22 protein-coding genes, 1 tRNA gene, 1 rRNA gene and 1 pseudogene are annotated in these 23,622 nt (G+C 60.4%); 16 read left to right on the forward strand and 9 right to left on the reverse strand.

Annotation, left to right across the window (positions count from 1 at the left end; genetic code table 11):
• Positions 1-115: 115 nt before the first annotated feature.
• Positions 116-231 (forward strand): 5S ribosomal RNA (gene rrf, locus AC1DWG_RS28795).
• Positions 232-475: 244 nt separating this feature from the next.
• Here the strand turns inward: rrf and AC1DWG_RS28800 are convergent.
• The 4 genes and pseudogenes from AC1DWG_RS28800 to AC1DWG_RS28815 all read right to left on the reverse strand — a co-directional run bounded on the left by AC1DWG_RS28800 (position 476) and on the right by AC1DWG_RS28815 (position 3,677).
• Complete coding sequence (locus tag AC1DWG_RS28800) at positions 476-2,215, reverse strand: dipeptidase (RefSeq protein WP_477763958.1); 1,740 nt, start codon at positions 2,213-2,215, stop codon at positions 476-478.
• A 160-nt stretch (positions 2,216-2,375) separates the two neighbouring features.
• Complete coding sequence (locus AC1DWG_RS28805) at positions 2,376-2,675, reverse strand: hypothetical protein (protein WP_477763959.1); 300 nt, start codon at positions 2,673-2,675, stop codon at positions 2,376-2,378.
• Between the two features lie 166 nt (positions 2,676-2,841).
• A pseudogene (locus tag AC1DWG_RS28810) lies at positions 2,842-2,964 on the reverse strand (sodium/glutamate symporter); the annotation flags it as partial.
• 152 nt (positions 2,965-3,116) lie between these two features.
• Positions 3,117-3,677, reverse strand: coding sequence for a lipid-binding SYLF domain-containing protein (locus AC1DWG_RS28815; RefSeq protein ID WP_477755602.1), 561 nt, complete (start codon positions 3,675-3,677; stop codon positions 3,117-3,119).
• 937 nt (positions 3,678-4,614) lie between these two features.
• Between AC1DWG_RS28815 and nirB the strand changes: the two genes are divergently transcribed.
• The 3 genes from nirB (at position 4,615) to AC1DWG_RS28830 (ending at position 8,104) form a co-directional block, all read left to right on the forward strand.
• On the forward strand, positions 4,615-7,176 hold the full coding sequence (nirB, locus tag AC1DWG_RS28820; RefSeq protein ID WP_477788689.1) for a nitrite reductase large subunit NirB: 2,562 nt from the start codon (positions 4,615-4,617) through the stop codon (positions 7,174-7,176).
• A complete protein-coding gene (nirD, locus tag AC1DWG_RS28825) occupies positions 7,176-7,562 on the forward strand; it encodes a nitrite reductase small subunit NirD (RefSeq protein WP_223448538.1) in 387 nt (128 codons plus the stop codon). The genes nirB and nirD overlap by 1 nt, the downstream gene beginning before the upstream one ends.
• Positions 7,563-7,663: 101 nt before the next feature.
• Positions 7,664-8,104, forward strand: a complete 441-nt coding sequence (locus tag AC1DWG_RS28830) for a CBS domain-containing protein (RefSeq protein WP_477756596.1) — start codon at positions 7,664-7,666, stop codon at positions 8,102-8,104.
• A gap of 191 nt (positions 8,105-8,295) precedes the next feature.
• Here AC1DWG_RS28830 and AC1DWG_RS28835 read toward each other — a convergent pair.
• A tRNA-Ser gene (locus AC1DWG_RS28835) sits at positions 8,296-8,383 on the reverse strand.
• A 123-nt stretch (positions 8,384-8,506) separates the two neighbouring features.
• Between AC1DWG_RS28835 and AC1DWG_RS28840 the strand changes: the two genes are divergently transcribed.
• Positions 8,507-9,178, forward strand: a complete 672-nt coding sequence (locus AC1DWG_RS28840; protein ID WP_477788690.1) for a Bax inhibitor-1/YccA family protein — start codon at positions 8,507-8,509, stop codon at positions 9,176-9,178.
• A 61-nt stretch (positions 9,179-9,239) separates the two neighbouring features.
• Here the strand turns inward: AC1DWG_RS28840 and AC1DWG_RS28845 are convergent, their stop codons facing one another.
• Positions 9,240-9,569: a YceK/YidQ family lipoprotein gene (locus AC1DWG_RS28845; protein WP_477756988.1), complete on the reverse strand. Its 330-nt coding sequence runs from the start codon at positions 9,567-9,569 to the stop codon at positions 9,240-9,242.
• A 56-nt stretch (positions 9,570-9,625) separates the two neighbouring features.
• Positions 9,626-10,063 carry an Lrp/AsnC family transcriptional regulator gene (locus tag AC1DWG_RS28850; protein WP_477756987.1) on the reverse strand — a complete coding sequence of 146 codons (438 nt, stop codon included), beginning with the start codon at positions 10,061-10,063 and terminating at the stop codon, positions 9,626-9,628.
• Between the two features lie 136 nt (positions 10,064-10,199).
• Here AC1DWG_RS28850 and AC1DWG_RS28855 point away from each other — a divergent pair, with 136 nt between their 5' ends.
• Positions 10,200-11,093, forward strand: a complete 894-nt coding sequence (locus AC1DWG_RS28855; RefSeq protein WP_477788691.1) for a DMT family transporter — start codon at positions 10,200-10,202, stop codon at positions 11,091-11,093.
• Between the two features lie 15 nt (positions 11,094-11,108).
• Here AC1DWG_RS28855 and AC1DWG_RS28860 read toward each other — a convergent pair whose 3' ends face one another.
• Both AC1DWG_RS28860 and AC1DWG_RS28865 read right to left on the reverse strand, forming a co-directional pair.
• On the reverse strand, positions 11,109-12,149 hold the full coding sequence (locus AC1DWG_RS28860) for an FUSC family protein (protein WP_477764107.1): 1,041 nt from the start codon (positions 12,147-12,149) through the stop codon (positions 11,109-11,111).
• A gap of 44 nt (positions 12,150-12,193) precedes the next feature.
• Complete coding sequence (locus AC1DWG_RS28865) at positions 12,194-13,819, reverse strand: NADP-dependent glyceraldehyde-3-phosphate dehydrogenase (RefSeq protein ID WP_477760327.1); 1,626 nt, start codon at positions 13,817-13,819, stop codon at positions 12,194-12,196.
• Positions 13,820-14,266: 447 nt separating this feature from the next.
• On the opposite strand from AC1DWG_RS28865, the gene AC1DWG_RS28870 reads away from it, so the two are divergent.
• The 10 genes from AC1DWG_RS28870 (at position 14,267) to AC1DWG_RS28915 (ending at position 23,619) form a co-directional block, all read left to right on the forward strand.
• The gene (locus tag AC1DWG_RS28870; protein ID WP_477764003.1) at positions 14,267-15,154 is read left to right on the forward strand and encodes a Dyp-type peroxidase; all 888 of its coding nucleotides are present in this window, start codon (positions 14,267-14,269) and stop codon (positions 15,152-15,154) included.
• A 16-nt stretch (positions 15,155-15,170) separates the two neighbouring features.
• On the forward strand, positions 15,171-16,139 hold the full coding sequence (locus AC1DWG_RS28875; RefSeq protein WP_477788692.1) for a Gfo/Idh/MocA family protein: 969 nt from the start codon (positions 15,171-15,173) through the stop codon (positions 16,137-16,139).
• 157 nt (positions 16,140-16,296) lie between these two features.
• A complete protein-coding gene (locus tag AC1DWG_RS28880) occupies positions 16,297-17,049 on the forward strand; it encodes a GntR family transcriptional regulator (RefSeq protein ID WP_477764005.1) in 753 nt (250 codons plus the stop codon).
• Positions 17,046-18,776: a fumarate reductase/succinate dehydrogenase flavoprotein subunit gene (locus AC1DWG_RS28885; protein WP_477764006.1), complete on the forward strand. Its 1,731-nt coding sequence runs from the start codon at positions 17,046-17,048 to the stop codon at positions 18,774-18,776. Before AC1DWG_RS28880 ends, AC1DWG_RS28885 begins: the two co-directional genes overlap by 4 nt.
• A 26-nt stretch (positions 18,777-18,802) precedes the next feature.
• Positions 18,803-19,048: a 4Fe-4S dicluster domain-containing protein gene (locus tag AC1DWG_RS28890; RefSeq protein ID WP_477788693.1), complete on the forward strand. Its 246-nt coding sequence runs from the start codon at positions 18,803-18,805 to the stop codon at positions 19,046-19,048.
• Positions 19,049-19,212: 164 nt separating this feature from the next.
• Positions 19,213-20,619 (forward strand): ABC transporter substrate-binding protein, encoded by a 1,407-nt coding sequence (locus AC1DWG_RS28895; protein ID WP_477788694.1) that lies wholly within the window; start codon positions 19,213-19,215, stop codon positions 20,617-20,619.
• Positions 20,620-20,754: 135 nt separating this feature from the next.
• A complete protein-coding gene (locus tag AC1DWG_RS28900) occupies positions 20,755-21,537 on the forward strand; it encodes an ABC transporter permease (RefSeq protein WP_477764008.1) in 783 nt (260 codons plus the stop codon).
• Positions 21,537-22,385 (forward strand): ABC transporter ATP-binding protein, encoded by an 849-nt coding sequence (locus tag AC1DWG_RS28905; RefSeq protein WP_477788695.1) that lies wholly within the window; start codon positions 21,537-21,539, stop codon positions 22,383-22,385. Before AC1DWG_RS28900 ends, AC1DWG_RS28905 begins: the two co-directional genes overlap by 1 nt.
• Entirely contained in the window at positions 22,382-23,344 is a 963-nt protein-coding gene (locus AC1DWG_RS28910; RefSeq protein WP_477788696.1) for a HEAT repeat domain-containing protein, read from the forward strand. Before AC1DWG_RS28905 ends, AC1DWG_RS28910 begins: the two co-directional genes overlap by 4 nt.
• Positions 23,341-23,619 carry a DUF971 domain-containing protein gene (locus AC1DWG_RS28915; protein ID WP_347907001.1) on the forward strand — a complete coding sequence of 93 codons (279 nt, stop codon included), beginning with the start codon at positions 23,341-23,343 and terminating at the stop codon, positions 23,617-23,619. The genes AC1DWG_RS28910 and AC1DWG_RS28915 overlap by 4 nt, the downstream gene beginning before the upstream one ends.
• The last annotated feature ends 3 nt before the right edge of the window (positions 23,620-23,622 follow it).

Raw genomic sequence — 23,622 nt, forward strand, 5'->3', positions numbered from 1 at the left:
GCGGTGTGTGAAGACGCAATGAACCGAAAGTTCGACGCTCACAAAACACCGAAAGCTATCACATACCCAATTTGCTGAAGCGAGGYCATCTGGTCACGACTCAGTACCCGAATTTCTTGACGACCATAGAGCATTGGAACCACCTGATCCCATCCCGAACTCAGCAGTGAAACGATGCATCGCCGATGGTAGTGTGGGGTTTCCCCATGTGAGAGTAGGTCATCGTCAAGATTAAATTCCGAAACCCCTATCTGCGTCTGCAGGTAGGGGTTTTGTTTTTGTCCGCCGTGTAGGAGCGAGCTTGCTCCGGGCGGCGTTCCGACGATGGAGGCCAACGATGACGCGGGAAACCAGACTTACCGCGGCGTCCTCTGGTTTTTCGCGAGCAAGCTCGCTCCTACAAGGGGGCCTGCATGTGATTTGGGAGTGGAAGTGAAGGCAATGGACCCGCCAGGGCGGCGGGTCCGAAGGGGGATCAGAGTTTCGGCAATTGCCCGATGCGGCCCATCATCTCGGTCACGATCTGCAGGTCCAGCAGGAACTGCTCGGTGGTCTTGAACTCGTTGTCGTTGTGACCGGTGTATTTGACGTCCGGCATGGCCAGGCCGAATTGCACGCCGTTAGGCAGTTCATGCACGGAGGTGGCGCCGGCGGAGGTGCCGAACTTGTGTTCCATGCCGAGGTTTTCGCTGGGCACCGCGAGCAGGGCCTTGACCCATTCACCCTCGGGGTTGCGGTACATCGGTTCGGCAATCGACAGGTCGAAGGTCGGTGCGATCCGGGTCTTCTTGCTCCAGGCGTCCAGTTTTCCGGCGATTTCGGATTTGAGCACTTGCGGCGTCTTACCCTTCGGCACGCGCAGGTTGACCGCGAGTTTGAAGGCTTTGTCATCCATCCCGACATAGGTCAGGGAAGTGGTCAGCGGGCCCATGAACTCATCGGCAAAACCGACCCCCAACTTGCCACCCAGGTAGTCCAGCCCCCAGTTGTCGGCGGCGTAGCGGGCGGCGTCAGTGATCTGGTTGTGCTTGAGCGCGACCTTGCCGTCGAGGCTATTGATGAAGTCGAGCATCCTGGCCACCGGGTTGACGCCGGACTCGGGCTCGGAGGAGTGGGCGGACACACCGGTGACCGTCAGTTTGACGTCCTTGCCGTCGACTTTGGCGGCGACCTCGAAGTTGCCGCCGTTGCGCTTGGCATACTCGCTGCCGGCCTTTTGCAGGCGGGCGGCCAGTTCGGCGGGCTTGTCGGTCACCAGGGTCGCGACCGATGTCGACGGAATCTGGTTGGTGGCCAGGCCACCGGTCATCGAGGTGATTTCTGCGCCTTTGCCTTGCGCGGTGCGCTTGGCGAAGCTGGCCATGACCGTGCCGTAACCTTTCTCGGCGATCACCACCGGGTAGCCACCATCCAGCGCCAGGTTGTAGTTGGGGGTCGGGTTGCGTTCGAAGTAGTAGGGGATGGCGTCGCCCGTGGTCTCTTCGGTGGTGTCGACCAGCAGCTTGAAGTTCCTGGCCAGCGGCAGCTGCTCTTCCTTGATGATCTTCATGGCGTAGAGCGCCACCACGATGCCGTTCTTGTCATCTTCGGTGCCGCGGCCATACATGCGGTCGCCGACCAAAGTGACCTTGAACGGATCGAGGCGGGTGCCGTCCTGCAGCACCCAGTTCTCCGGCGTCACCGGCACCACATCGGCATGGGCGTGAATGCCCACGACTTCATCGCCAGCGCCTTCCAGGGAGACTTCATAGACGCGGTTATCGATGTTGCGAAAGTTCAGGTTGAACGCCTGGGCGAGGCCCTTGATTTTCTCGGCAATCTTGAGAAATTCGGGATTGTCGTGCTGGGCAACACCGTCCACGCGCACGGTTGGAATGGCTACCAGCTCCTTCAAGGTTTCGGTGGCCGCGCTGCCGTATTTCACCCGGGCATAGAGGCCAAGCAGGCGATGGATTTGGTTTTGCTGCTCAGCGGTAAGCGTCTTGTTGCCCTGGAACGCACGGACGGCCGGGCCGAGGTCGTCGGTCTTGGCGATATCGCTCTTGGCCAGACTTGCGAGGAACTGCCTGAAATCCTTGACCGACGTATCGCTGAAGGTCTTGAGGATGATCGCGCTCTGTTGTGGCGTGATGTTGGCGTGGGCAGCGCTGGTGAACGACGAAAGGCTGGCGAGCATGAGGGTGGTCGCAGCCAGGTGCTTGAGGGAAAAATCCATTGCAGGGGGCATTCCTTTGCAGGCGGTTTGTACGAGATATCTGATCGTTTGATCAGAAACATTTGCAAACTACCACCACGAGCGTGTGAAACGGGAGCCCCTGAAGTGGGATCTGTCGCACAGAAATGCAAAAGCGGCGCAGAAATGAAAAACCGCTCTATCAATGCTTACATTCCGCCATCACCACGTGGCAGGTATTCGGCGTGCCGCCGGATCGGCCCGCATAGCGGATGCAATTATCCAGGGATTTCTGGCGAGCCATGTCCAGGGTGTCCGCCCAGGCGAGGCCGCCTTCGCCGACAGTGGGGAGGGCTTTTGCATAGCAGGTTGAACCCGTGTTTGGGGCTGAATAGCGAGCCGTGGTGGCTTTGCCTGAACATCCCGCTGTCAGTACCAGGTCGATGGCGAGCAGGGAAAGCAGGATCCATGGCGAGCATTGACGCGCAGTTTTTCCCGTCATCCCGGTTCCCCTGTAGCAAGAGGTGTATTTGAGATCGTACCCCGCCAGATCAGGGCAGGGGCACACTCTTTCTTTGAGCCTATCCTTGCGGCATCGATCCTGCTGCTCCTTTCGTCTGCTTTCCTTTTTTCAGTGTGTATGGTCGTCCGAGAGTCGAGGTGGGTCGCTATAGGCCACTGAACAGGCTGATGATCACAGCATTGACCAGGTCAATGAAAACGCCACACACCAGCGGCACGATCAGGAAGGCCTGGTGCGCCGCGCCATACTTTTGCGTCACGGTCGATACAGCCAATGCCAGCCTTGCTCGTCCAGATAGCTTCCTAATCATCAGCTACGTCCGTGCGCCAGGAGTGAGGACAGCCTAGCCTGAACGGGAAAACCCATCCGGGTTGGCATAGGCCGTCATCACGCTCCCGATGGTCAATCAAACGGCTGACGCTAGCGCTTGATCAGAGAAATCTTCGTTCCCTCGATACTGACCCCCGCCATTAATCCTTGCTGGTCGAAGATGAACGCGTAGGCGTCGTCTTTGAGCGTCGAGCTGGACAGGTTCTTCGCAACCCCTTCATCCACCACGACAACCGTTGGCCCTACACCGATTTCCCAACCCTTGGTTTCAGCGACATATTTCACGGCTTTATCGGTCATCAGGAAAACCACATAGCCGTACGACTGGGCGCCGGCCTGCAGCCCCCATGAACCGCTGACGGAGTTGTAGTAGTTCTCGACTTTCGTGCCCTTCATTAAAACGCCTTCGCCATAGCTGCCGCCGAACACGAGACCCGCCTTGATGATTTTCGGGAAAACCAGCACAGCCTTGGCGTTGTGCGAGATGGTTTCGGAAAAAGGATGGGTCTTGTTGAGAGTCTGCAACGCTTGTCGAGCGTCGGCATTCAGATCCTCGGCGGTAGCCGCTCCGGCATTGTTCAGGAAACTGGCCGATGCCAATGTTGCAGCCGCGAGGAAGAACGACAGGAAGAACCTCATTGATTGAGTCATTTGCGTACTCCGCTGAGGGAGCATGGGATGAGAGCAGCGGCAAGTGCCTGCTTCATGCAGGAACCGAACCCACTGAGGTTATCCGGCGCGCCCTGAAATGTGTGAATTTGCTGGCATCGCTCGTGAGTGAAGTCGCCCTGGGCCACTGAACATTTGCGCTGCCATCAGCTGTTATGACCACTGCGTATCGGCCGGGTTCGCTGTCAATTCTGCTTCTCGCCGCCAGTTTCACTTTACGAAGCGGTTGAATCACAGTTGAAATCGGTTCGTCACGGGCTCAATGCAGGCAGCAAAAGGCCCGCGCAATGGCGGGCCTTCTGTTTGGGGTCAAATCCTTTTGTGCTGCCAATCTGCGCTCCATCTTGTGAGCGTTTCGTGAAAAGCCTGTCGTAGCAATGAAAAAAGCCCGGTGTCGGCCAAGCTCTCTGTAGATGGGCCAAATCCATTTGGCTGATCCCATTGTGCTTGGTGTATGTGACGACGACATGACAGGGCTGACAGGAACAGCTGATCGAGGCTTGAGTGCTGACGGCCTGTGGAATCGAACTGTCCATGCACTTTTATAAAGCGCCATGCGTCACAACGTGCACCAGTCGGAAGCGCCGCAAAGCGCTTTCGTCTGCGGTAGCTCCAGCGTCGTGACAATCCCCCCGGGCTCAAGAGTCAGTGTTTCCAGACAGTTGAAGTCTCTCTGTCGCTGGCTGGCACAAAGGCTGCAAGGCTGACATCAGGTCCACTTGGAACGCATTCGTGTGGACAGCCCCCTCGGTCAACGACGATCGATTGGCCGGACAGGTCGTGGGCAGCATCGGTGGATCAGGCATAGACGCCTGGTTTCAACACCGCAAAAGAACAGGCAAAGACGCCTGGAACCGCAAGGTTTCAGGCGTTTTTTTTTGCTTTTAAAACCGTGATTGGCTCGGGCTGGGTGCTTTCTATGAATTCCAATGTTGCCACGTTGAACAAGATGCAAACGCTGATCGTGATCGGTAATGGCATGGTCGGACATCATTGTGTCCAACAGCTGATCGAGCGGGGAGCGCTTGACCATTACCGGCTGCACGTCTTCAGTGAGGAACCGATGCGTGCCTATGACCGTGTGCATCTTTCCGAGTACTTCTCCGGTCGTGATGCCGAGTCGCTGGCGCTGTCCGATGCGTCGCTTTACCACACGCCCGGCGTTACGCTGCATTTGGGTGTGCCGGTATTGGAAATTGACCGCGTCCGTCGCCAGGTGGTCACCTCGCAAGGTTGCGTCACGTATGACAAATTGGTTCTGGCCACCGGTTCTTATCCGTTTGTTCCGCCAATCGAAGGCGCCGAAGGTGAGTCGCGTCTGGTCTATCGCACCCTGGAAGACCTCGATGCCATTCGGGCTGCGGCAGCCAATGCCCGGCGCGGTGTGGTGGTCGGCGGTGGCTTGCTGGGTCTGGAAGCCGCGAACGCGTTGAAAAGCCTGGGCCTTGAAGCCCACGTGGTGGAATTCGCACCGCGCTTGATGCCGGTACAACTGGATGACCTCGGTGGCCAGGCGCTCAAGGCGCAGATCGAACGATTGGGCGTCGGTGTACACCTGTCCCGCGCCACTCAATCGATCAGCGCTGGCGAGCAGTACCGCTATCGCATGAATTTCGCCAATGACGAATTCCTCGAAACTGACCTGATCGTGTTTTCCGCCGGTATCCGCGCTCAAGACGCGCTGGCTCGTCAATGCGCGCTGGAGATCGGTCCGCGCGGTGGCGTGGTGATCGACGACGCGTGCCTCAGTTGCGACCCGAACATCTACGCCATCGGTGAGTGCGCTTCATGGAACGGCAGCCTGTTCGGCCTGGTCGCGCCGGGCTACCAGATGGCGCGCAGCGTCGCGGCCCGTCTGTGCAACGAAGTCGCCGAGCCGTTCACCGGTGCCGACATGTCGACCAAGCTCAAGCTGCTGGGGGTGGATGTCGGCTCCATCGGCGACGCCCACGGCAATACCCCAGGCGCACGCAGCTATCAATTCATCGACGAAACCAGCGCCAGCTATCGCCGCCTGGTGGTGGATGCAAGTGGCAAACATGTCCTCGGTGCAGTGCTGGTCGGTGACAACAGCTATTACGACACCTTGCTGCAATACATGCAGAACGGCATTACCTTGCCAGCAGAACCCGCCAGCCTGATTCTGCCATCGTCCGAAGGCGCGCCGACCCTGGGCCCGGGTGCGCTGCCCGAGTCGGCCACGGTGTGCTCATGTCATAACGTCACCAAGGGCTCCATTTGTTCGGCCATCGACGGCGGCTGCACGGACCTGGGCCAGCTCAAGTCGCAAACCAAGGCCTGTACCGGCTGCGGCGGTTGTGCCGGCCTGCTCAAGCAAGTGTTCGAGCATGAGCTGATTGCCCGTGGCGTCAGTGTCGACAAGAGCCTGTGCGAACACTTCGCCTATACCCGCCAGGAGCTTTATGCGCTGGTACGGGTAGAGGGAGTGATCACCTTCGAAGAACTGTTGGCCAAGCACGGCCGTGGCCACACCGGTTGCGACGTTTGCAAGCCGGCGGTGGGTTCGATTCTGGCCTCGTGCTGGAACCAGCCGATCATGGACACGTCGCTGGTACCGTTGCAGGACACCAACGACACCTTCATGGCCAACATGCAGAAAAACGGTACGTACTCGGTGGTGCCGCGTATTCCCGGCGGCGAGATCACCGCTGACAAGCTCATCGCCATCGGCGTGGTGGCGAAGAAATATGACCTCTACACCAAAATCACCGGCGGGCAGCGCATCGACCTGTTCGGCGCGCAGTTGCATCAGTTGCCGGACATCTGGGCCGAGCTGATTGAAGCGGGTTTTGAGACCGGGCACGCCTATGGCAAATCGACCCGCACGGTGAAGTCCTGTGTCGGCAGCACCTGGTGCCGTTATGGCGTGCAGGACAGCGTGAAAATGGCCCTGACCCTCGAGGATCGCTACAAAGGCCTGCGCTCGCCACACAAGCTCAAGTTCGCGGTCTCCGGTTGCACCCGTGAGTGCGCTGAGGCGCAGAGCAAGGACGTTGGCGTAATCGCCACCGAGAAAGGCTGGAACCTCTATGTGTGCGGTAACGGCGGCATGCGCCCGCGCCACGCCGAGTTGTTCGCTACCGACCTTGATGACGCCACCCTGATTCGCTACATCGACCGGTTCCTGATGTTCTACATCCGCACCGCCGACAAGTTGCAGCGTACCTCGGTCTGGCGCGAGAGCCTGGAGGGCGGCCTGGATTACCTCAAGGACGTGATCATCAACGACAGCCTCGGGTTGGGTGAGGAGCTCGAGTCGCAGATGCAATTGGTGGTCAACCGCTACGAATGCGAATGGGCCAACGCCCTGAAAGACCCGGAAAAGCTCAAGCGCTTCCGCACCTTCGTCAACGATCAACGCCCGGACCCGGACATCCATTTTGTCCAGGAACGCGGTCAGCGCCGGCCGATCATGGCCGCTGAACTCCACCTTATCCCTGTCATTGAGGAGATTGCCTGATGAGCCAGTCCGATACCCAGCGAGCCTATTCCAGTTCCTCCCTGGTCAATCCCGATGCCTGGCAAGCGGTGTGCAGCCAGGAGGATCTGGTGAGTAACTCCGGCGTCGTCGTCTGGCTCGACGGTGCACAAGTGGCGCTTTTCTACCTGCCGGCTGCCGAAGGCAAGACCCTCTATGCCATCGATAATCATGACCCGCAATCCGGGGCGAATGTCATCGGTCGCGGGCTGATCGGCAGCATCAAGGGCGATCTGGTGATTGCCTCGCCACTCTACAAACAGCATTTCCGCCTTGAGGACGGCAGTTGCCTGGAGTATCCGCAGCAGCGCCTGCGGGTCTGGCCGGTGCGGCTGAACGAAGGCCAGGTGGAGGTCGCGGTGGCCTGACCCCATGGATTTCGCCGGGGTCTGAGCGCTCATTCAATTAATGATGTATGCCAGGCTCCGGCGGAGTCGATGATCAATGACAAACAGTATCGGAGGTTCGTATGAAAACAGCCGCACAACTGCTGAAGCTCAAGGCCGTGCAGAACCGGCGGGTGCATAGCATCGCGCCAGACCAGACGGTGCTTGAGGCGTTGAGGATGATGGCGGAAAAAAATGTCGGTGCTCTACCCGTCATAGAGGAGGGGCAGGTGGTCGGCGTTATCAGCGAACGCGACTATGCGCGCAAGGTCGTTCTACAGGGGCGCTCTTCGGTCGGTACGCCGGTGCGGGCCATCATGAGCGCGCCCGTCGTGACTGCAGACAGTCAGCAGAGCATTGAGCGTTGCATGGCGGTCATGACCGACAGTCATCTGCGTCATCTACCGGTGGTGGAGGGCGACCAACTGATTGGCCTGTTGTCGATTGGTGATCTGGTCAAGGAAGCCATCGTCGAGCAGACCGAGCTGATCCGGCAACTGGAACACTACATTCGCGGGCATTAAAACGACCGGGGGCAGGGTGGACCGAAGGCTTGTGAGTACTGAAGTTTTCAAATGTGCTGGCCGTCGGAAACCGCGCAGGTCGAAAGGCAAGGCTCCATCCAGGGCGTGGGCCGAAGTGTGGGCTGGCAGGTTTTTTCCAAAAGCCAGAAACGATAAAGCCCTGAATAATCAGGGCTTTGTCGGTACAAATATGGCGGAGGCGATGGGATTCGAACTCATGGACCTGTTACAGTCGACGGTTTTCAAGACCGTTGCCTTAAACCACTCGGCCACACCTCCGTTTGCGTTGCGGGCGCCATAATACCTGAATGAAACACACTGTCAAACTCTCTGCGTAGCTTGTTACAGAGCGTCTGTTATGATCTTTGCGACTGAACGTTTCAAACCAACAGGAGTGTCGCCATGCGCGAACAGGATTACGCAGTTAATAACAGCGTGCAGGCTGAGCGGCTAGAGGTTAGCCGCGTCCTGCGCAACACATACGGCTTGCTCGCCCTGACCCTGGCATTCAGCGGTGTGACGGCCTACGTTGCCCAGCAGATGCGTGTTGGCTACCCGAACATTTTCGTGGTGCTGATCGGCTTCTACGGTCTTTTCTTCCTCACCAACAAACTCCGTGATTCGGCCTGGGGCCTGGTATCGGCATTTGCCCTGACCGGTTTCATGGGTTTCCTGCTGGGCCCGATCCTCAACCGTTACCTGGGTATGCAGGGCGGCGCTGAAGTGGTCAGCTCGGCTTTCGCGATGACGGCGCTGGTGTTCGGCGGTCTGTCGGCGTATGTGCTGATTACCCGCAAGGACATGAGCTTCCTCGGCGGCTTCATCACGGCAGGCTTCTTCGTGCTGCTGGGTGCGACACTGGCGGGCATGTTCTTCCAGATCAGCGGCCTGCAACTGGCGATCAGCGCAGGTTTCGTGCTGTTTTCCTCGGTCTGCATTCTGTTCCAGACCAGCGCCATCATCCATGGCGGCGAGCGTAACTACATCATGGCCACCATCAGCCTGTATGTATCGATCTACAACCTGTTCGTCAGCCTGTTGCAGCTGTTCGGCATCATGGGGCGCGACGACTGATCGTTGACCTTGAAGTAAAAAAACCCGCTCTGGCGGGTTTTTTATCACCTGAAATTCAGGGTCACTCCACAATGACGATGCTGCCGTCGGCTTGCTGGCGGTAGATGGTGTAGGGCAGCAGCAAGGTATCCATCGCCCCGGACACGACCACGTCGAGCAGCACGATAGCGGGGGCGGGACCATGTACCTGCGCATCCCGACCGTCTTCCAGGGGCGCGTTCAGGTAGCAGAAATCGTAGGTCACACCGCTGTAGATTCGTGGTACCGCGCCGCAATAACTCTTGTGGTCCTTGAGGCTTTTTGCAGCCACTTCGTCACCGCGCACAACCGTTTGAATCGTGCCGCAACCCGCCAGCAGCATCGCCACGAGTAGCATCGCCTGAATTTTCATACCGTCAATCCTTCGCCGGAAACCGTCAATCTACTTCAGGCTGAAATAAATATCACTCACGCCATCGGCGGTAACCGGCGCTTGACCGGAGTTTTCTTGACGATCGCCGTATTGGTTTCAGCATGGGTGTTGAGGCGGTCGAGCAGGGTGTCCAGTTGTTCCATCGAGCGCACATGCAGGCGCGCAATGAAACAGTCGTCGCCGGTGACCTTGTCGCACTCGGTGAATTCGGGAATGGCCATGATTTGCCGTTCCACTTCCTGCAATTGCCCCGGCAACGGGCGAATACGCACGATGGCCTGGAGTTGATAGCCAAAGCATCTCGGGTCGATTTCAACGGTGTAGCCCTTGAGCACGCCACGTTCTTCCAGGCGGCGCAGACGCTCGGCAACACTGGGGGAGGACAGGCCACTGATTTGCGCCAGGGCCTTGAGCGAGCGTCGCGAGTCTTCCATCAGGGCCGTGATCAGCACCTGGTCGATATCGTCGGTCATGGCGAAACCCTCTGTTAGGCATTTTTTCAAAACGGCCTTGATAAAAAAGGCAGATCCCGAGTTTAGCCTGCTTTTTGCTCTGGAGTAGCGCCTGGGTGCATTGGCATACTTTGGTCACAAACACAGGAGTCTGATGATGGACAAATCCCTACGCCGCGGTTCGTTCGAAATGACGGCCGCCATGCTGATCTCTGGCACCATCGGCTGGTTCGTGCTGGTGTCCGGGCAACCGGTGCTGGACGTGGTGTTCTGGCGCTGCCTGTTCGGTGCCGGCACCTTGCTGCTCATTTGCGCGGCTTTCGGCTTTCTGCGCCCTGGCATTCTGACCCGCACCACGTTCCAGCTGGCGGTGCTCAGCGGTGTGGCGATTGTCGGCAACTGGGTGCTGTTGTTCGCGTCCTATTCCCGGGCGTCGATTGCCATCGGCACCGCCGTCTATAACGTCCAGCCGTTCATGCTGGTCGGGCTGGCGGCTTTGTTCCTCAATGAAAAGATCACCGCGCAGAAACTGACCTGGCTGGGAGTTTCGTTTCTCGGCATGCTGGCAATTGTCAGTGCCCATGGCAGCCAGGGCGAGAGTGGCAGCGATTACCTGACGGGCATTGCCTTGGCGTTGGGTGCGGCGTTTCTCTACGCGATTGCCGCGTTGATCATCAAGCGTTTGACGGGAACTCCGCCGCATTTGATCGCGCTGATCCAGGTCAGCACGGGTGTGTTGTTGCTCGCGCCATTCGCGAATCTTTCGGTATTGCCCCAGGCACCGAGTGCGTGGGCCAGCCTGGTGACGTTGGGCATGGTGCACACCGGTGTGATGTACGTGTTGCTGTACGGCGCGATTCAAAAACTGCCGACTGCGCTGACGGGGGCGCTGTCCTTCATCTACCCGATTGCGGCGATTTTCGTCGACTGGTTTGCTTTCGGCCATCGTCTGGAGCCGCTGCAATGGATCGGTGTCGCGGCAATTCTGCTGGCCGCTGCCGGCATGCAACAAGGCTGGTCGCTGAAGTTTCGGCGCACGGTGACGCCGTAACCCGCGATCCAGGTGTCAGATGTTCCAGCGCGGCGCATTGCTGGCCAGTCGCTGGCGCATCTCGCCGACGTTGGCAGCCAGTTGTTGAGTCAACAAACGATAGCCGTCCAGCGTGTTGTAGACCGGCGCATCGAGGCTGACCAGCGGCAAATCCATAGGGCGATTGAGCCGTTGGGCGGCGCCTGATTTCAACGCCCTGGCCATACCGATCAATTGCACGCGAATCTGTCGATGCTCGGCTTTCAATGCCGTTTGCAGGAGCCTCATCGCCTCGGGGTCATTGGCATCCGGTCGGGTATTGCCGAGGATTTCCAGGGTACTGACGCACATGCGCAGGTTGCGCTGGATAGCATCCAGTTCGGTCATGGAAATCTTCACTTCCTTGGACACCGACGGCATCAGTGAGCGAAGTTGCACCATCACCGCGTTCAGGCGGGTCATGAGCTTGAGGTGTTCGTCGGCAGTGATAGGCTGGCCGTCAATGATGCGCCCGTAGATTTTCGCGCAATCACGCAGCGCATCGGCCAGGTTGTAGCGCCAGGAATAAACCGCGTACAGCGGCAGGGCGAAGGAAAACGCCAAAGCCAGGGCAATGCCGATCAGGATATCCACCCCGCGCCACAAGCCATCGGTGACCGGGTTGTCGCCGTGCCCCGCGACGATGAACACGGTAATCGCCGACAGCAGCGCCGTGTAACCACCCTTGCCGATGGCGTGATACGAGAAAAAACCGCAGACCACCGACATCGCGAAATAGGTCAGCCAGGGCATCCCGAGCCAGGCCTGTTGCGCCACCAACGCCAGGCCGACACCGGCGCCGATCAAGGTGCCAATGGCACGCTCGGCGGCTTTTTTGCCGATGTTGCCGTGATGCTGCAAGCCGCCGATCACCACCAGCATCGTCACCGACGCCCACTCACCGTGGGGCAGATGGATGCCGGTGGTCAGCAGGATGGTCGCCAGCAATCCGAGCGACACCCGCACCGCATGGATTACCCGGGCATGGCGATAGCGCCGATACGGGTCCAGCAGCGGACGCAGCAATCGGCGCAACAGCGGTGGCAGTCGTTGGGCTCTGGATGTACTCAGGCTGGCTCTCCTCAGAAGATGTAGTCGGTGGTCAGGAAGCTCGAACTGCGGCCGCTGATGATCTCGCTGATCAGGTCCTTGTTGGTCTCCTGGAATTTGGTGGCCACCAGGGTACGGATCGAAAACACCCGCAATGCGTCATGGACCGACAAGGTGCCTTCGGCGGAGTTCTTGCGACCATTGAAGGGGTAGGTGTCCGGGCCGCGCTGGCACTGGGCATTGAGGTTGATGCGCCCGACCTGATTGGCGAAGGTGTCCACCAGCCGGCCGACCGCCACCGGGTTGGTGCCGAAGATGCTCAACTGCTGGCCGAAGTCCGACTCCAGCACGTAGTCGATCACCGTATCCAGATGGCGGTACGGCACGATGGGGATGACGGGGCCGAACTGTTCTTCCTGATAGACCCGCATCTGCGGCGTGACCGGGTACAGCACCGCCGGGTAGAAGAACGATGCACGAGCCTCGCCACCGTTGGGGTTGACCACTTTGGCGCCCTTGCTCTCGGCATCCGCTACCAGAGAATGCAGATAGTCGACCTTGCCCGATTCCGGCAGGGGCGTCAGGGATACGCCACTTTCCCAAGGCATGCCGGGTTTGAGGTTGGCAAGCCGGGCATTGAATTTGTCGATGAAGGACTCGACCACGTCTTCGTGAACAAACAGGATCTTCAGGGCCGTGCAGCGCTGGCCATTGAATGACAGCGAGCCGGTCACCGCCTCACTGACCGCGTTGTCCAGATCCACTTCCGGCAGGACGATGCCCGGGTTTTTCGCATCCAGGCCCAGCGCCGCGCGCAAGCGGTGGGGTCTCGGATGGAGTTTTTTCAGGTCACTGGCGGCCTTGTTGGTGCCAATGAACGCAAAGATGTCGATCTTGCCGCTGGCCATCAGCGCACTGACCGTCTCGCGGCCACTGCCGTAGATGACGTTGATCACCCCGGCCGGGAAGCTGTCGCGGAAGGCTTCCAGCAGCGGGCGAATCAGCAGCACGCCCAGTTTGGCGGGTTTGAACACCACGGTGTTGCCCATGATCAGCGCCGGAATCAGCGTAGTGAAGGTTTCGTTCAACGGATAGTTGTAAGGCCCCATGCACAGGGCCACGCCCATCGGCACGCGACGGATCTGGCCGAGGGTGTCCTGTTCCAGTTCGAAACGACTGGAGCGGCGATCGAGTTCTTTGAGCGCGTTGATGGTGTCGACGATGTAGTCGCAGGTGCGGTCGAACTCCTTTTCCGAATCCTTGAGGTTCTTGCCGATTTCCCACATCAGCAACTTGACCACGGCGTCGCGCTGCTCGCGCATGCGCCCGAGGAAGGTTTCGACGTGCTGGATGCGCTCGGCCACGCGCATGGTCGGCCACAGTCCCTGACCGCGGTCGTAGGCGCGTACGGCGGCGTCGAGGGCGGTCAATGCGGTCTCGGCATCCAGCAGCGGCGTGCTGCCGAGGATCACTTGCTCGTCGCCATTGGCGCCGGTCAGGTAAACCGGGCTACGGACCTGGGCCAGTGGCCCGTTCCAGGTTCTCAGTACGCCATCGACCAGGTACTCACGCTGCTCGGTCTGGCCATCAAGGCGGTACTTGTCCGGGATGTCGGCGGGGCTTGGGAACAGGTTCTGGAGAATATTGGCTGTGGTCATGTCGCTACCCCTCTGGATTGGGTGATGCACTGATGAATCGTTTTAGCAGACCTCAGCAACCCTTGTCATGACTCATTTCAGCGTTTTGCCGCACAGCGTGAAGGATCGCGGATTCATCGAGCCCTACAGTCATGGCCTCAGAAGCGCCCCTTGTTGGCCCCCAATGCCCTCAACCCGCCCACGCCGGGTGCCTTAGTGTTGACCTCGCCTTGATCACAACAAAAAAGGTGCACCCGGCTGGCCGGGCAGCCAATGAAAGGACAGCCATGCGGGCAAGCCGATTAACTGAAAAGCCTAGCCTTTGTTTGGCCTTGGTGGGGGGGCTTCTGTGGCGAGGGGGCTTGCCCCCTCGCCACAGAAGCCCCTTTGCCACAGGTTCCTGGCCTCTGACGGCACACAAACCTTCGTACTCCGGTTAAACTCCGTGCTCTTTTTCAAGGAGTTCATATGAGCTATTACCAGCCGGGTATTCTCTCCACCCCCGTTCCGCCTCAAGCCCGCCATATGTTCTTCGCCCTCGAATCCGTCGAGGCATTGCCGGTTGCGCTCGACAACTTGATGCAACTGGTGGACGGGAAATCGGCTGTCGTTGGCTTCGGTGAATCGCTGGTCAATGCGCTGCACGTTCAGATCGATGGCCTGCGAACCTTTCCGGCGTTGACCGGTGTGGGCGTCGAAAATCCGTCGACCCAGCACGCGCTCTGGTGCTGGCTGCACGGTGAAGACCGTGGTGAGTTGCTCAACCGCAGCAACGTCATCGCCGCCGCGTTGGCCCCGGCATTGCGCCTGGTGCAGATGAACGAAACCTTCCGCCACATGACCGGCCATGACCTGACCGGCTACGAAGATGGCACCGAGAACCCCCACGACGAAGCCGCTGTCGCCGCCGCGCTGTTGAGCGAAGGCGCTGAGGGCCTGGTCGGTGGCAGCTTCGCCGCGATCCAGCAGTGGCAGCATGACTTGAAAGGTTTTCATGGGCTGTCGGCGGACGAAAAAGACAACATCATGGGCCGCCGCTTGAGCGATAACGAAGAGATCGACGACGCGCCGGTTTCCGCCCACGTCAAACGCACCGCCCAGGAAAGCTTTGCGCCTGAAGCCTTCGTGGTGCGCCGTTCGATGCCGTGGATCGAAGGCGACCGCGCCGGCCTGATGTTCCTGGCCTTCGGTTTTTCCCTCGACGCCTTCGAAGCCCAACTGCGCCGCATGAGTGGCCTGGAAGACGGCGTCACCGACGGTTTGTACCGCATCAGCCGTCCGATCACCGGTGGCTACTACTGGTGCCCGCCGCTCAAGGACGGTCGACTGGACCTGCGCGTATTGCGCATTGGCTGAGCACCAAGGAGAGCCTGTGAACCTGGTGCGCTGGGGCATGATCGGTTGTGGCAGTGTCGCGGAACGCAAAAGCGGGCCGGCCTTCTACAAGGCACCCGGATCGGCGTTGGTGGCGGTGATGGGCCGGCGCCTGGAAGTCGTCACCGACTACGCCGTGCGCCACGGCATCGCGCGGGTCTACACCGATGCGCAGGCGCTGATCAACGATCCCGAGGTCGACGCGGTGTACATCGCCACGCCGCCCGACAGCCATCACGCTTACGCCTTGCAGGTGGCCGCCGCCGGCAAGCATTGCTGCGTCGAAAAACCGATGGCGCTGAATGCCGGGCAAAGCCGCGAGATGAAGCAGGTGTTTGCCGATGCCGGGTTGCACCTGTTCGTGTCCTATTACCGGCGTTCGCTGCCACGCTTCCGGCAAGTGCGGCAGTGGCTGCAAGAGGGGCGGATCGGTGAGGTCCGGCACTTGACCTGGACCCTCACCAAAGCCCCGTCGGCAGCGGACCGCAACGGCAGTGAAAACTGGCGCACCGATCCGGCGATTGCCGGTGGTGGCTACTTCGCCGATCTGGCCAGCCATGGCCTGGACCTGTTTCAGTACCTGTTCGGCGATATCGTCGAAGTCGCCGGGTTCACCGCGCGGCAGGCCGGGATGTATGCCGCCGAGGATGCCGTCAGCGCCTGTTGGCGGTTCGCGTCGGGAGCGATGGGCATGGGTTGCTGGAACTTTGTTGCAGACCGTCGCGAGGATCGGGTCGAAGTGATTGGCAGCAAAGGCCGGATCACCTTTTCAGTGTTCGACGAACACCCGGTCGAGTTGCACGCCGATGAACACCTCAGCCTGACCATCGAGCATCACGCACACATTCAGTGGCACCACGTATTGGGCATGAATGCGCATATTCGTGGTGAGGCGCAGCACCCGGCCGTGGCCGAACAGGCGTTGAAGACCGATTGGGTGATGGACCGGATTCTCAAGCGGCACTGATTCCTCAGACCACACAATCCCCTGTAGGAGCGAGCAGGCTCGCTCCTACAGTTTTGGATTGCATCGCGCATCTAACCTTATTCGCATTCGGTATTTCTCAAGCGTGTCATACCCTCTCTAAGATCACGTCATAACTCGTTATAACAAGTGATCTGTCATGACCGATAACGTTCTATCCCTGAGCAGTGTCCCGTTGCATACCCAGCTGCGAGACGTGCTGCGTACCCGCATCCTCGACGGCGAATACCCGCAAGACAGCCAGATGCCTTCCGAAAGCGAGCTTGGCACGTTGTTCAAGGTCAGCCGCATCACCGTGCGCCAGGCCTTGGGTGACCTGCAAAAGGAAGGGTTGATCTTCAAGATCCACGGCAAAGGCACCTTCGTCGCCAAACCAAAAACCTTCCAGAACGTCAGCACCCTGCAAGGCCTGGCCGAGTCCATGACCGGTCGCGGCTACGAGGTGATCAACCGCCTGCGCAGCTTCAAATTCATTGCCGCCAACAAGCTCGTCGCCGAGCGTTTACAGGTCGCCGAAGGCGAGGTTGTGGCGCAGGTCAAACGGGTGCGCCTGATCAATCGCGAGCCGATTTCCCTGGAGATCACTTACCTGCCCAAGGCCATTGGTGAGCGCCTGGAAAAAGCCGACCTGGTCACCCGCGACATTTTCCAGATCCTGGAAAACGACTGCGGCTTGGCCCTGGGGCACGCCGACCTGGCCATCGATGCGGTACTGGCCGACAGCGACCTGAGCCGGGCGCTGAACGTCGAACCTGGTTCAGCAATCATGCGCATTGAGCGCCTGACCCACGATGTCGACGGTTGGCCGCTGGACTTCGAACACCTTTACTACCGTGGCGATGCCTTCCAGTACCGCCTGCGGATCGACCGGCAAAAAGGGGAGCAGGCATGACGCGCAGCACGCTGGAGCAGGAATACGACATCGTTGTCATTGGCGGCGGYACCGCCGGCCCCATGGCGGCGATCAAGGCCAAGGAACGCAACCGCGACCTGCGGGTGTTGTTGATCGACAAGGCCAACGTCAAGCGCAGCGGCGCGATCAGCATGGGCATGGACGGCCTGAACAACGCGATCATTCCCGGCCACTCGACGCCGGAGCAGTACACCAAGGAAATCACCATCGCCAACGACGGCATCGTCAATCAGGCTGCGGTGTACGCCTATGCCACCCACAGCTTCGAAACGATCGGGCAACTGGACCGCTGGGGCGTGAAATTCGAGAAGGACGAAACCGGCGACTACGCGGTGAAGAAGGTCCACCACATGGGCGCCTACGTGTTGCCGATGCCGGAAGGGCACGACATCAAGAAAGTCCTTTATCGGCAGCTCAAGCGCGCGCGGGTGAGCATCACCAATCGCCTGGTCTGCACCCGATTGCTGACGGATGAAGAGGGCGCGGTCAACGGCGTGATGGGCTTTGATTGCCGCACAGCTGACTTCCATGTGATCAAGGCCAAGGCGGTGATCCTCGCCTGCGGTGCCGCCGGACGCCTGGGATTACCGTCCTCGGGCTACCTGATGGGCACCTATGAAAACCCGACCAATGCCGGCGACGGCTACTCGATGGCCTACCACGCCGGGGCCGAACTGGCGAACCTGGAATGCTTCCAGATCAACCCGCTGATCAAGGATTACAACGGCCCGGCCTGCGCCTACGTCACCGGCCCCTTGGGCGGCTACACCGCCAACAACAAGGGCGAACGCTTCATCGAGTGCGACTACTGGAGCGGGCAGATGATGTGGGAATTCCACCAGGAGCTGGAAAGCGGCAACGGTCCGGTGTTCCTCAAGCTCGATCACCTGGCCGAGGAAACCATCCAGAACATCGAAGAAATCCTGCACAGCAACGAGCGTCCGAGTCGCGGCCAGTTCCACGCCAATCGCGGTACCGACTACCGCACGCAGATGGTCGAGATGCACATCTCGGAAATCGGCTTTTGCAGCGGGCATTCGGCGTCGGGGGTGTGGGTCAACGAGAAGGCCGAGACCTCGGTCAAGGGTTTGTACTCGGCCGGTGACATGGCCGCCGTGCCGCACAACTACATGCTCGGCGCGTTCACCTACGGCTGGTTCGCCGGCCACAACGCAGCGGATTTTGTCGCCGGGCGTGAGTTTTCAGCGCTGGATGCCGCGCAGATCGAAACCGAAAAACAACGGGTTTACGCGCCGCTGGACCGTTTACACGGCCTGCCGCCAGCGCAGGTCGAATACAAGCTGCGGCGCTTCGTCAACGACTACCTGCAACCGCCGAAAGTGACCAAGAAGATGCAGATCGGCCTGCAACGCTTCAGCGACATCCAGCGCGACCTCGACCAGATCAAGGCCCACAACGCCCACGAACTGATGCGCGCCATGGAAGTCAGCATGATCCGCGACTGCGCCGAAATGGCCGCCCGCGCTTCATTGTTCCGCGCCGAAAGCCGCTGGGGGCTGTACCACTATCGCGTCGATCACCCACAACGCAACGACCGCGACTGGTTCTGCCATTGCCACCTGAAGAAAGACCAAAACGGTTTGATGAGCAGTTTCAAGAAAGCCGTCGAGCCTTACATCATCGCGCTGGATGCCGACGAGATGCAGGCCTACGACCGGTTGCGGGTCGGTGCCGATGCGGCTTGATGCCGACAACAAAAGAGAGATCGAACATGGCTTACCAACACCAGGAAATCTTCTTTCGCTCCAACGCACCGGTCACGGTCGATGAGGACAAATGCATCGCCCACAAAGGCTGCACCGTGTGCGTCGACGTTTGCCCGATGGACCTGCTGGCGATCAACCCGGCCACGCAAAAGGCCTACATGGCCTTCGATGAATGCTGGTACTGCATGCCCTGTGAAAAGGACTGCCCGACCGGGGCCGTGAAAGTCGAGATCCCCTATCTATTGCGGTAACCGCTTTTGTAGGAGCTGGCTTGCCAGCGAAGACGCCAGAACAGACAACCCAAAACGCCATCCGGCAACCACCGGACGCCTGATTAAAAACACCCCTCGTTTCCCACCGCGCCCTGATCGTGGCGGAGACGAACATCCAATAAATGATTCGAGGGGAAACACTCATGATGTTGCGTGCAGCGTTGGCCGGTCTGGTACTGGCTTCATTCACCCTGTCGGCCTCGGCCGAAACCATCCGCATTGCCATCGGCACCCAGGACACCACCATCAACTGCGCCGCTGGCGGATTGTTGATTCGCGAACTCGGGCTGCTGGACAAATACCTGCCCCACGATGGCCCCTACAAAGACGCCCAATACGAGGTGCAGTGGAAAAACTTCACCAGCGGCGCCCCCCTGACCAACGAAATGGTGGCCGGCAAACTCGACTTCGGCGCCATGGCCGATTTCCCCGGCGCGTTCAACGGCGTGGCGTTCGAAACGGCGGGCAAGCACAGCCTGTTCATCAGCGTGCTGTCGGGCAGTATCAAGGGCAGCGGCAACGGCATCGTGGTGCCAAGCGCATCGGGCGTGCAGTCGCTGGCAGAGCTCAAGGGCAAGACCATTTCCGTGCCGTTCGCTTCCACCGCCCACGGCATGCTGCTGCGCGCCGTCGCGGCCCAGGGCTGGGACCCGCTCAAGGATGTGAACATCATTGCCCAACCACCGGAAGTCGCCGGCTCCGCGTTGCAGGCCGGCAAGATCGATGCTCACGCTGACTTCGTGCCCTTCGCCGAACTGTTCCCCAGCCGGGGGTTCGCGCGCAAGATTTATGACGGCGCCCAGGCCAACGCGCCGACCTTCCACGGTGCGCTGGTCGATCAGGCCTATGCGAAGAAGTACCCGGAAATCGTCGTCGCTTACCTGCGGGCGAGTATCGAAGCCAACCAGTTGCTGGCGGCTGAGCCGGAGAAATACAGCGAATTGATCGCCAAGGTCACCGGGGTCGATGCCGAGGTCAATTACCTGTTCCATGGCCCCCTCGGTGTGCAGACCCGCGACCTGAGCTGGAAGCCGGAATACCGTCAGGCCGTGGGCACCGCCATCGATACCCTCAAGTTGTTGAAAAAGGCCGACCGCGGTCTGGATCTCAACACCTTCATCGACGACCAATACATCCGCGCCGCCTTCAAGGCCTCGAACCTGGACTACAGCGCGCAACTGGCCAGTTACGGGCAGGCGCCGCTCAAGGCTGTCGATGCCGCCAGCGGCCAAGCCATCACCGACGTCAGCCACGTGGCGGAAATCTGGGTGCGCGGTGAGCCGAAAGTCCGCCAGTACGCCTCGGCGCAAGCGGCGTTTACCGCGCTGGCCGGGCTCAAGCAGGAAGGCAAGAGCATCCGCGCGGTGTACGCCCAGGCCAGCGACAGCGGGATCAAGCTGCTGGCGGATCAGGCGTGGTTTGCCACCGATGGGAAAGGGCAGCTGAGTGCGTTCCTGCTCAAAGGCCAGGCCCAACAGTTCGCCACGACCCAGGGCGGCAAGGTCCTCGACTTTACCGATGCTACCGCGCAAGCCGTGGCTGTTCGCTAATCCCCCAAACACTGCATCACCTTGTAGGAGCGAGCTTGCTCGCGAAGGCGGCGGGTCAGTCGACATCAATGTTGACAGTGATACCGCTTTCGCGGGCAAGCCCGCTCCTACAGGGGGCAGGCGAGAGGAACAATTGTGTACCGATCATATTCACGCTGGATTCCCAGAGCCGCATCCTTGCTGCTCTGCCTCGTATTCTGGCAACTCGCCGCCAGCCACCACTGGAACCTCGGCCTGGTGACTTTCGCCAACGTCCCGACACCCGTGGCGGTCATTGGAGCCGCCCTCGGCCTCGGCGACTCGGGCAAGCTCGCGCAGCACCTGGGCAGYAGCCTCGGCCGGGTGTTCGCCGGTTACTTCGCGGCGCTGATCATCGGCGTGGCCCTGGGCCTGGCCATCGGCCGCTCGAAATGGGCCGAAGATCTGTTGCTGCCACCCCTGGAAGTACTGCGCCCGATCCCGGCCGTGGCGTGGATTCCCCTGGCAATCCTGATGTTTCCCTCGTCGGAGCTGTCGATGGTGTTCATCACCTTCACCGGCGCACTGTTCCCGATCCTGCTCAACACCGTGCACGGCGTCGAAGGCGTCGACCCACGGCTGATCGCCTCGGCAAAAAGCCTCGGGGCAGGGCGCCGGGCAATCCTGCTGGAGGTCGTTCTTCCGGGGGCTGCGCCCAGCATCATCACCGGCCTGGCCATCGGCATGGGCACCTCGTGGTTCTGCCTGGTGACGGCGGAAATGATCTCCGGCCAATTCGGCATCGGCTATTACACGTGGGAGTCCTACACCATCCAGAACTACGCCGACATCGTGGTCGGCATGTTGCTGATCGGCGTGCTCGGGATGGGCAGCAGCCTGTTGATCAAACGTCTGGGCGGGTTGTTCACGCCCTGGCATCGACCACGAGGAAAAGCCTGATGAGCGTTTTTCAACATCTGGAAGGGCGTATCGATATTCGTGGGCTGTCGATCAACCTGGGCGAGGGCGACACTGCCTTCGACGCAGTGCAAGGCCTCGATTGCCAGATCGAGCCGGGGCAGTTCGTGTGCATTCTCGGGCCGTCCGGTTGCGGCAAGTCCACCTTGCTCGGCGCGCTGGCCGGCCACCTGCAACCGCGCACCGGCACGCTCAACGTCGATGGCGCAGCAGTCTCCGGTCCATCGCCCCAGCGCGGCATGGTGTTCCAGCAGCACACCCTGTTTCCGTGGCGCACTGTGCGCGACAACGTGGCGTTCGGCTTGAAAATGCGGGGCGTCGGCAAGGTCGAACGGCACAAGGCGGCGGATGAAATCCTCGCACTGGTGGGCCTCGAAGGTTTTGCCGGGCGCTGGCCCGATCAACTCTCCGGCGGCATGCAGCAACGGGTGGAAATTGCCCGGGTGCTGGTCAACCGTCCGCGTCTGTTGCTGATGGACGAACCCTTCGGTGCCCTCGATGCCCTGACCCGGTTGAACATGCAGGAACTGCTGCTGGACATCTGGACGCGCATCCGCACCACCGTGGTCTTTGTCACCCATGACATCGACGAAGCGCTGTTCCTCGCCGATCGCCTGCTGGTCATGAGCTCGCGCCCCGGGCGAATCATCGAAGACCTGCGCCTGGACTTCCCCAGGCCGCGCAGCACTGAGCTGGTAACCCGCCCTGAATTCTCGCACCTCAAGCGCCATTGCCTCGAACTCCTGCGGCACGAAGACGGTCGGCAACTGCCGCGCCTGAACCCGCTCGGACTTCCCCCTGAAAACAAACTGCCGCGATTTGCCCTATGACCTCACTATTCGATGTAACCGATAACGACGACATTCTTGCCCTGCAACCGCGACTGACCGATGACGACCCCGGTGTACGCCGGATCGCGCTGATCGAACTGGCCGATCTCGAGGAGCCGGAAGGCCTGCAGTGGTTGATCAATCGACTGGCCGAAGACCCGATTGCAGACGTTCGCGCCGAAGCCGCGCGGTTGCTGGAAGCCTGGGAGGACGCGCCGGTGGTCGAGGCGTTGTGCCAGGCGCTGACGGATCCATCCCCGGTAGTGCAGGTGGCCGCTGCGCAAAGCCTCAGCCTGCTCAAGAGTGAAGCGGCGGGCCGGGTCATTCTGCCGTGGACCGGGCACGCCGACAGCGGCGTACGCATTGCCGCGTTCCGGGCGTTGCGCGAGTTGCGTTGCCCCGAAGCCGCCGATGCGGCTGCTCGGGCACTGGACGATGCAAGCGCCAGCGTGCGCCGCGAGGCGGTGGGCGTGCTCGGCTGGCTCAAGCAACTCGATGCCTTGCCGGCACTGGCGCGGCTGGCCAGCGATGACCCGGACACCGAGGTGCGGCGTGCCGCCACCGGGGCGCTGGGCCTGGCGTCTGACGCACAGGTGCTACCGGCCCTGCGCCAGGCCTTGCGGGACGCTGCCTGGCAAGTCCGCGAAGAAGCTGCCACCACCCTGGGCAAGGTCGGCCACCTCGACGCCGGCCCGGCCCTGATCGACGCCTTGGGCGACGATTACTGGCAAGTGCGCCTGCGCGCCACCCGCAGCCTCGGTCGCTTGCGTTTTGTACCTGCGCTCGAAGCGCTGATCGACACCCTCGGCCACCGCATCAGCAACCTGCGCAAGGAAGCCGCGTTGGCCCTCGGCGAATTGAACGACCCACGGGCCATTGCGGCATTGCAGAGCGCTCAAGACGACGGCGACCCTGAAGTGCGCAAGGCCGTGCGCATCGCCTTGAGTCAACTGCAATGAATCCGCTGGCGATTGGCAATTCCCGCAGCAAACAGCAGTTGCGACTGAACTGGCCGGATGGTCGCGAGCAGGTGTTCGAACACGCCGAATTGCGCCGGCAGTGCCCGTGCTCGCAGTGCCGGGCGTTTCGTTTGCGGGGGATGGCGCCGATGGTGGATGCGCGGGTTCAGGTGATCGAATTGCACTCGCAGGGGTATGGCCTGCAACTGGTCTTCAGCGATGGGCATGAACGGGGGATTTATCCGTGGGCTTATCTTGCTGGGCTTACCGACTGAATC

The sequence above is a fragment of the Pseudomonas sp. P4_B3 genome (assembly GCF_056402295.1).

Excerpts from the sequence above, each read along its gene's own strand:
- AC1DWG_RS28800 (WP_477763958.1), bottom strand. The coding sequence starts at position 2,215 with ATGGATTTTTCCCTCAAGCACCTGGCTGCGACCACCCTCATGCTCGCC.
- AC1DWG_RS28805 (WP_477763959.1), bottom strand. The coding sequence starts at position 2,675 with ATGACGGGAAAAACTGCGCGTCAATGCTCGCCATGGATCCTGCTTTCC.
- AC1DWG_RS28815 (WP_477755602.1), bottom strand. The coding sequence starts at position 3,677 with ATGACTCAATCAATGAGGTTCTTCCTGTCGTTCTTCCTCGCGGCTGCA.
- nirB (WP_477788689.1), top strand. The coding sequence starts at position 4,615 with ATGAATTCCAATGTTGCCACGTTGAACAAGATGCAAACGCTGATCGTG.
- nirD (WP_223448538.1), top strand. The coding sequence starts at position 7,176 with ATGAGCCAGTCCGATACCCAGCGAGCCTATTCCAGTTCCTCCCTGGTC.
- AC1DWG_RS28830 (WP_477756596.1), top strand. The coding sequence starts at position 7,664 with ATGAAAACAGCCGCACAACTGCTGAAGCTCAAGGCCGTGCAGAACCGG.
- AC1DWG_RS28840 (WP_477788690.1), top strand. The coding sequence starts at position 8,507 with ATGCGCGAACAGGATTACGCAGTTAATAACAGCGTGCAGGCTGAGCGG.
- AC1DWG_RS28845 (WP_477756988.1), bottom strand. The coding sequence starts at position 9,569 with ATGAAAATTCAGGCGATGCTACTCGTGGCGATGCTGCTGGCGGGTTGC.
- AC1DWG_RS28850 (WP_477756987.1), bottom strand. The coding sequence starts at position 10,063 with ATGACCGACGATATCGACCAGGTGCTGATCACGGCCCTGATGGAAGAC.
- AC1DWG_RS28855 (WP_477788691.1), top strand. The coding sequence starts at position 10,200 with ATGGACAAATCCCTACGCCGCGGTTCGTTCGAAATGACGGCCGCCATG.
- AC1DWG_RS28865 (WP_477760327.1), bottom strand. The coding sequence starts at position 13,819 with ATGACCACAGCCAATATTCTCCAGAACCTGTTCCCAAGCCCCGCCGAC.
- AC1DWG_RS28870 (WP_477764003.1), top strand. The coding sequence starts at position 14,267 with ATGAGCTATTACCAGCCGGGTATTCTCTCCACCCCCGTTCCGCCTCAA.
- AC1DWG_RS28880 (WP_477764005.1), top strand. The coding sequence starts at position 16,297 with ATGACCGATAACGTTCTATCCCTGAGCAGTGTCCCGTTGCATACCCAG.
- AC1DWG_RS28890 (WP_477788693.1), top strand. The coding sequence starts at position 18,803 with ATGGCTTACCAACACCAGGAAATCTTCTTTCGCTCCAACGCACCGGTC.
- AC1DWG_RS28895 (WP_477788694.1), top strand. The coding sequence starts at position 19,213 with ATGATGTTGCGTGCAGCGTTGGCCGGTCTGGTACTGGCTTCATTCACC.
- AC1DWG_RS28905 (WP_477788695.1), top strand. The coding sequence starts at position 21,537 with ATGAGCGTTTTTCAACATCTGGAAGGGCGTATCGATATTCGTGGGCTG.
- AC1DWG_RS28910 (WP_477788696.1), top strand. The coding sequence starts at position 22,382 with ATGACCTCACTATTCGATGTAACCGATAACGACGACATTCTTGCCCTG.
- AC1DWG_RS28915 (WP_347907001.1), top strand. The coding sequence starts at position 23,341 with ATGAATCCGCTGGCGATTGGCAATTCCCGCAGCAAACAGCAGTTGCGA.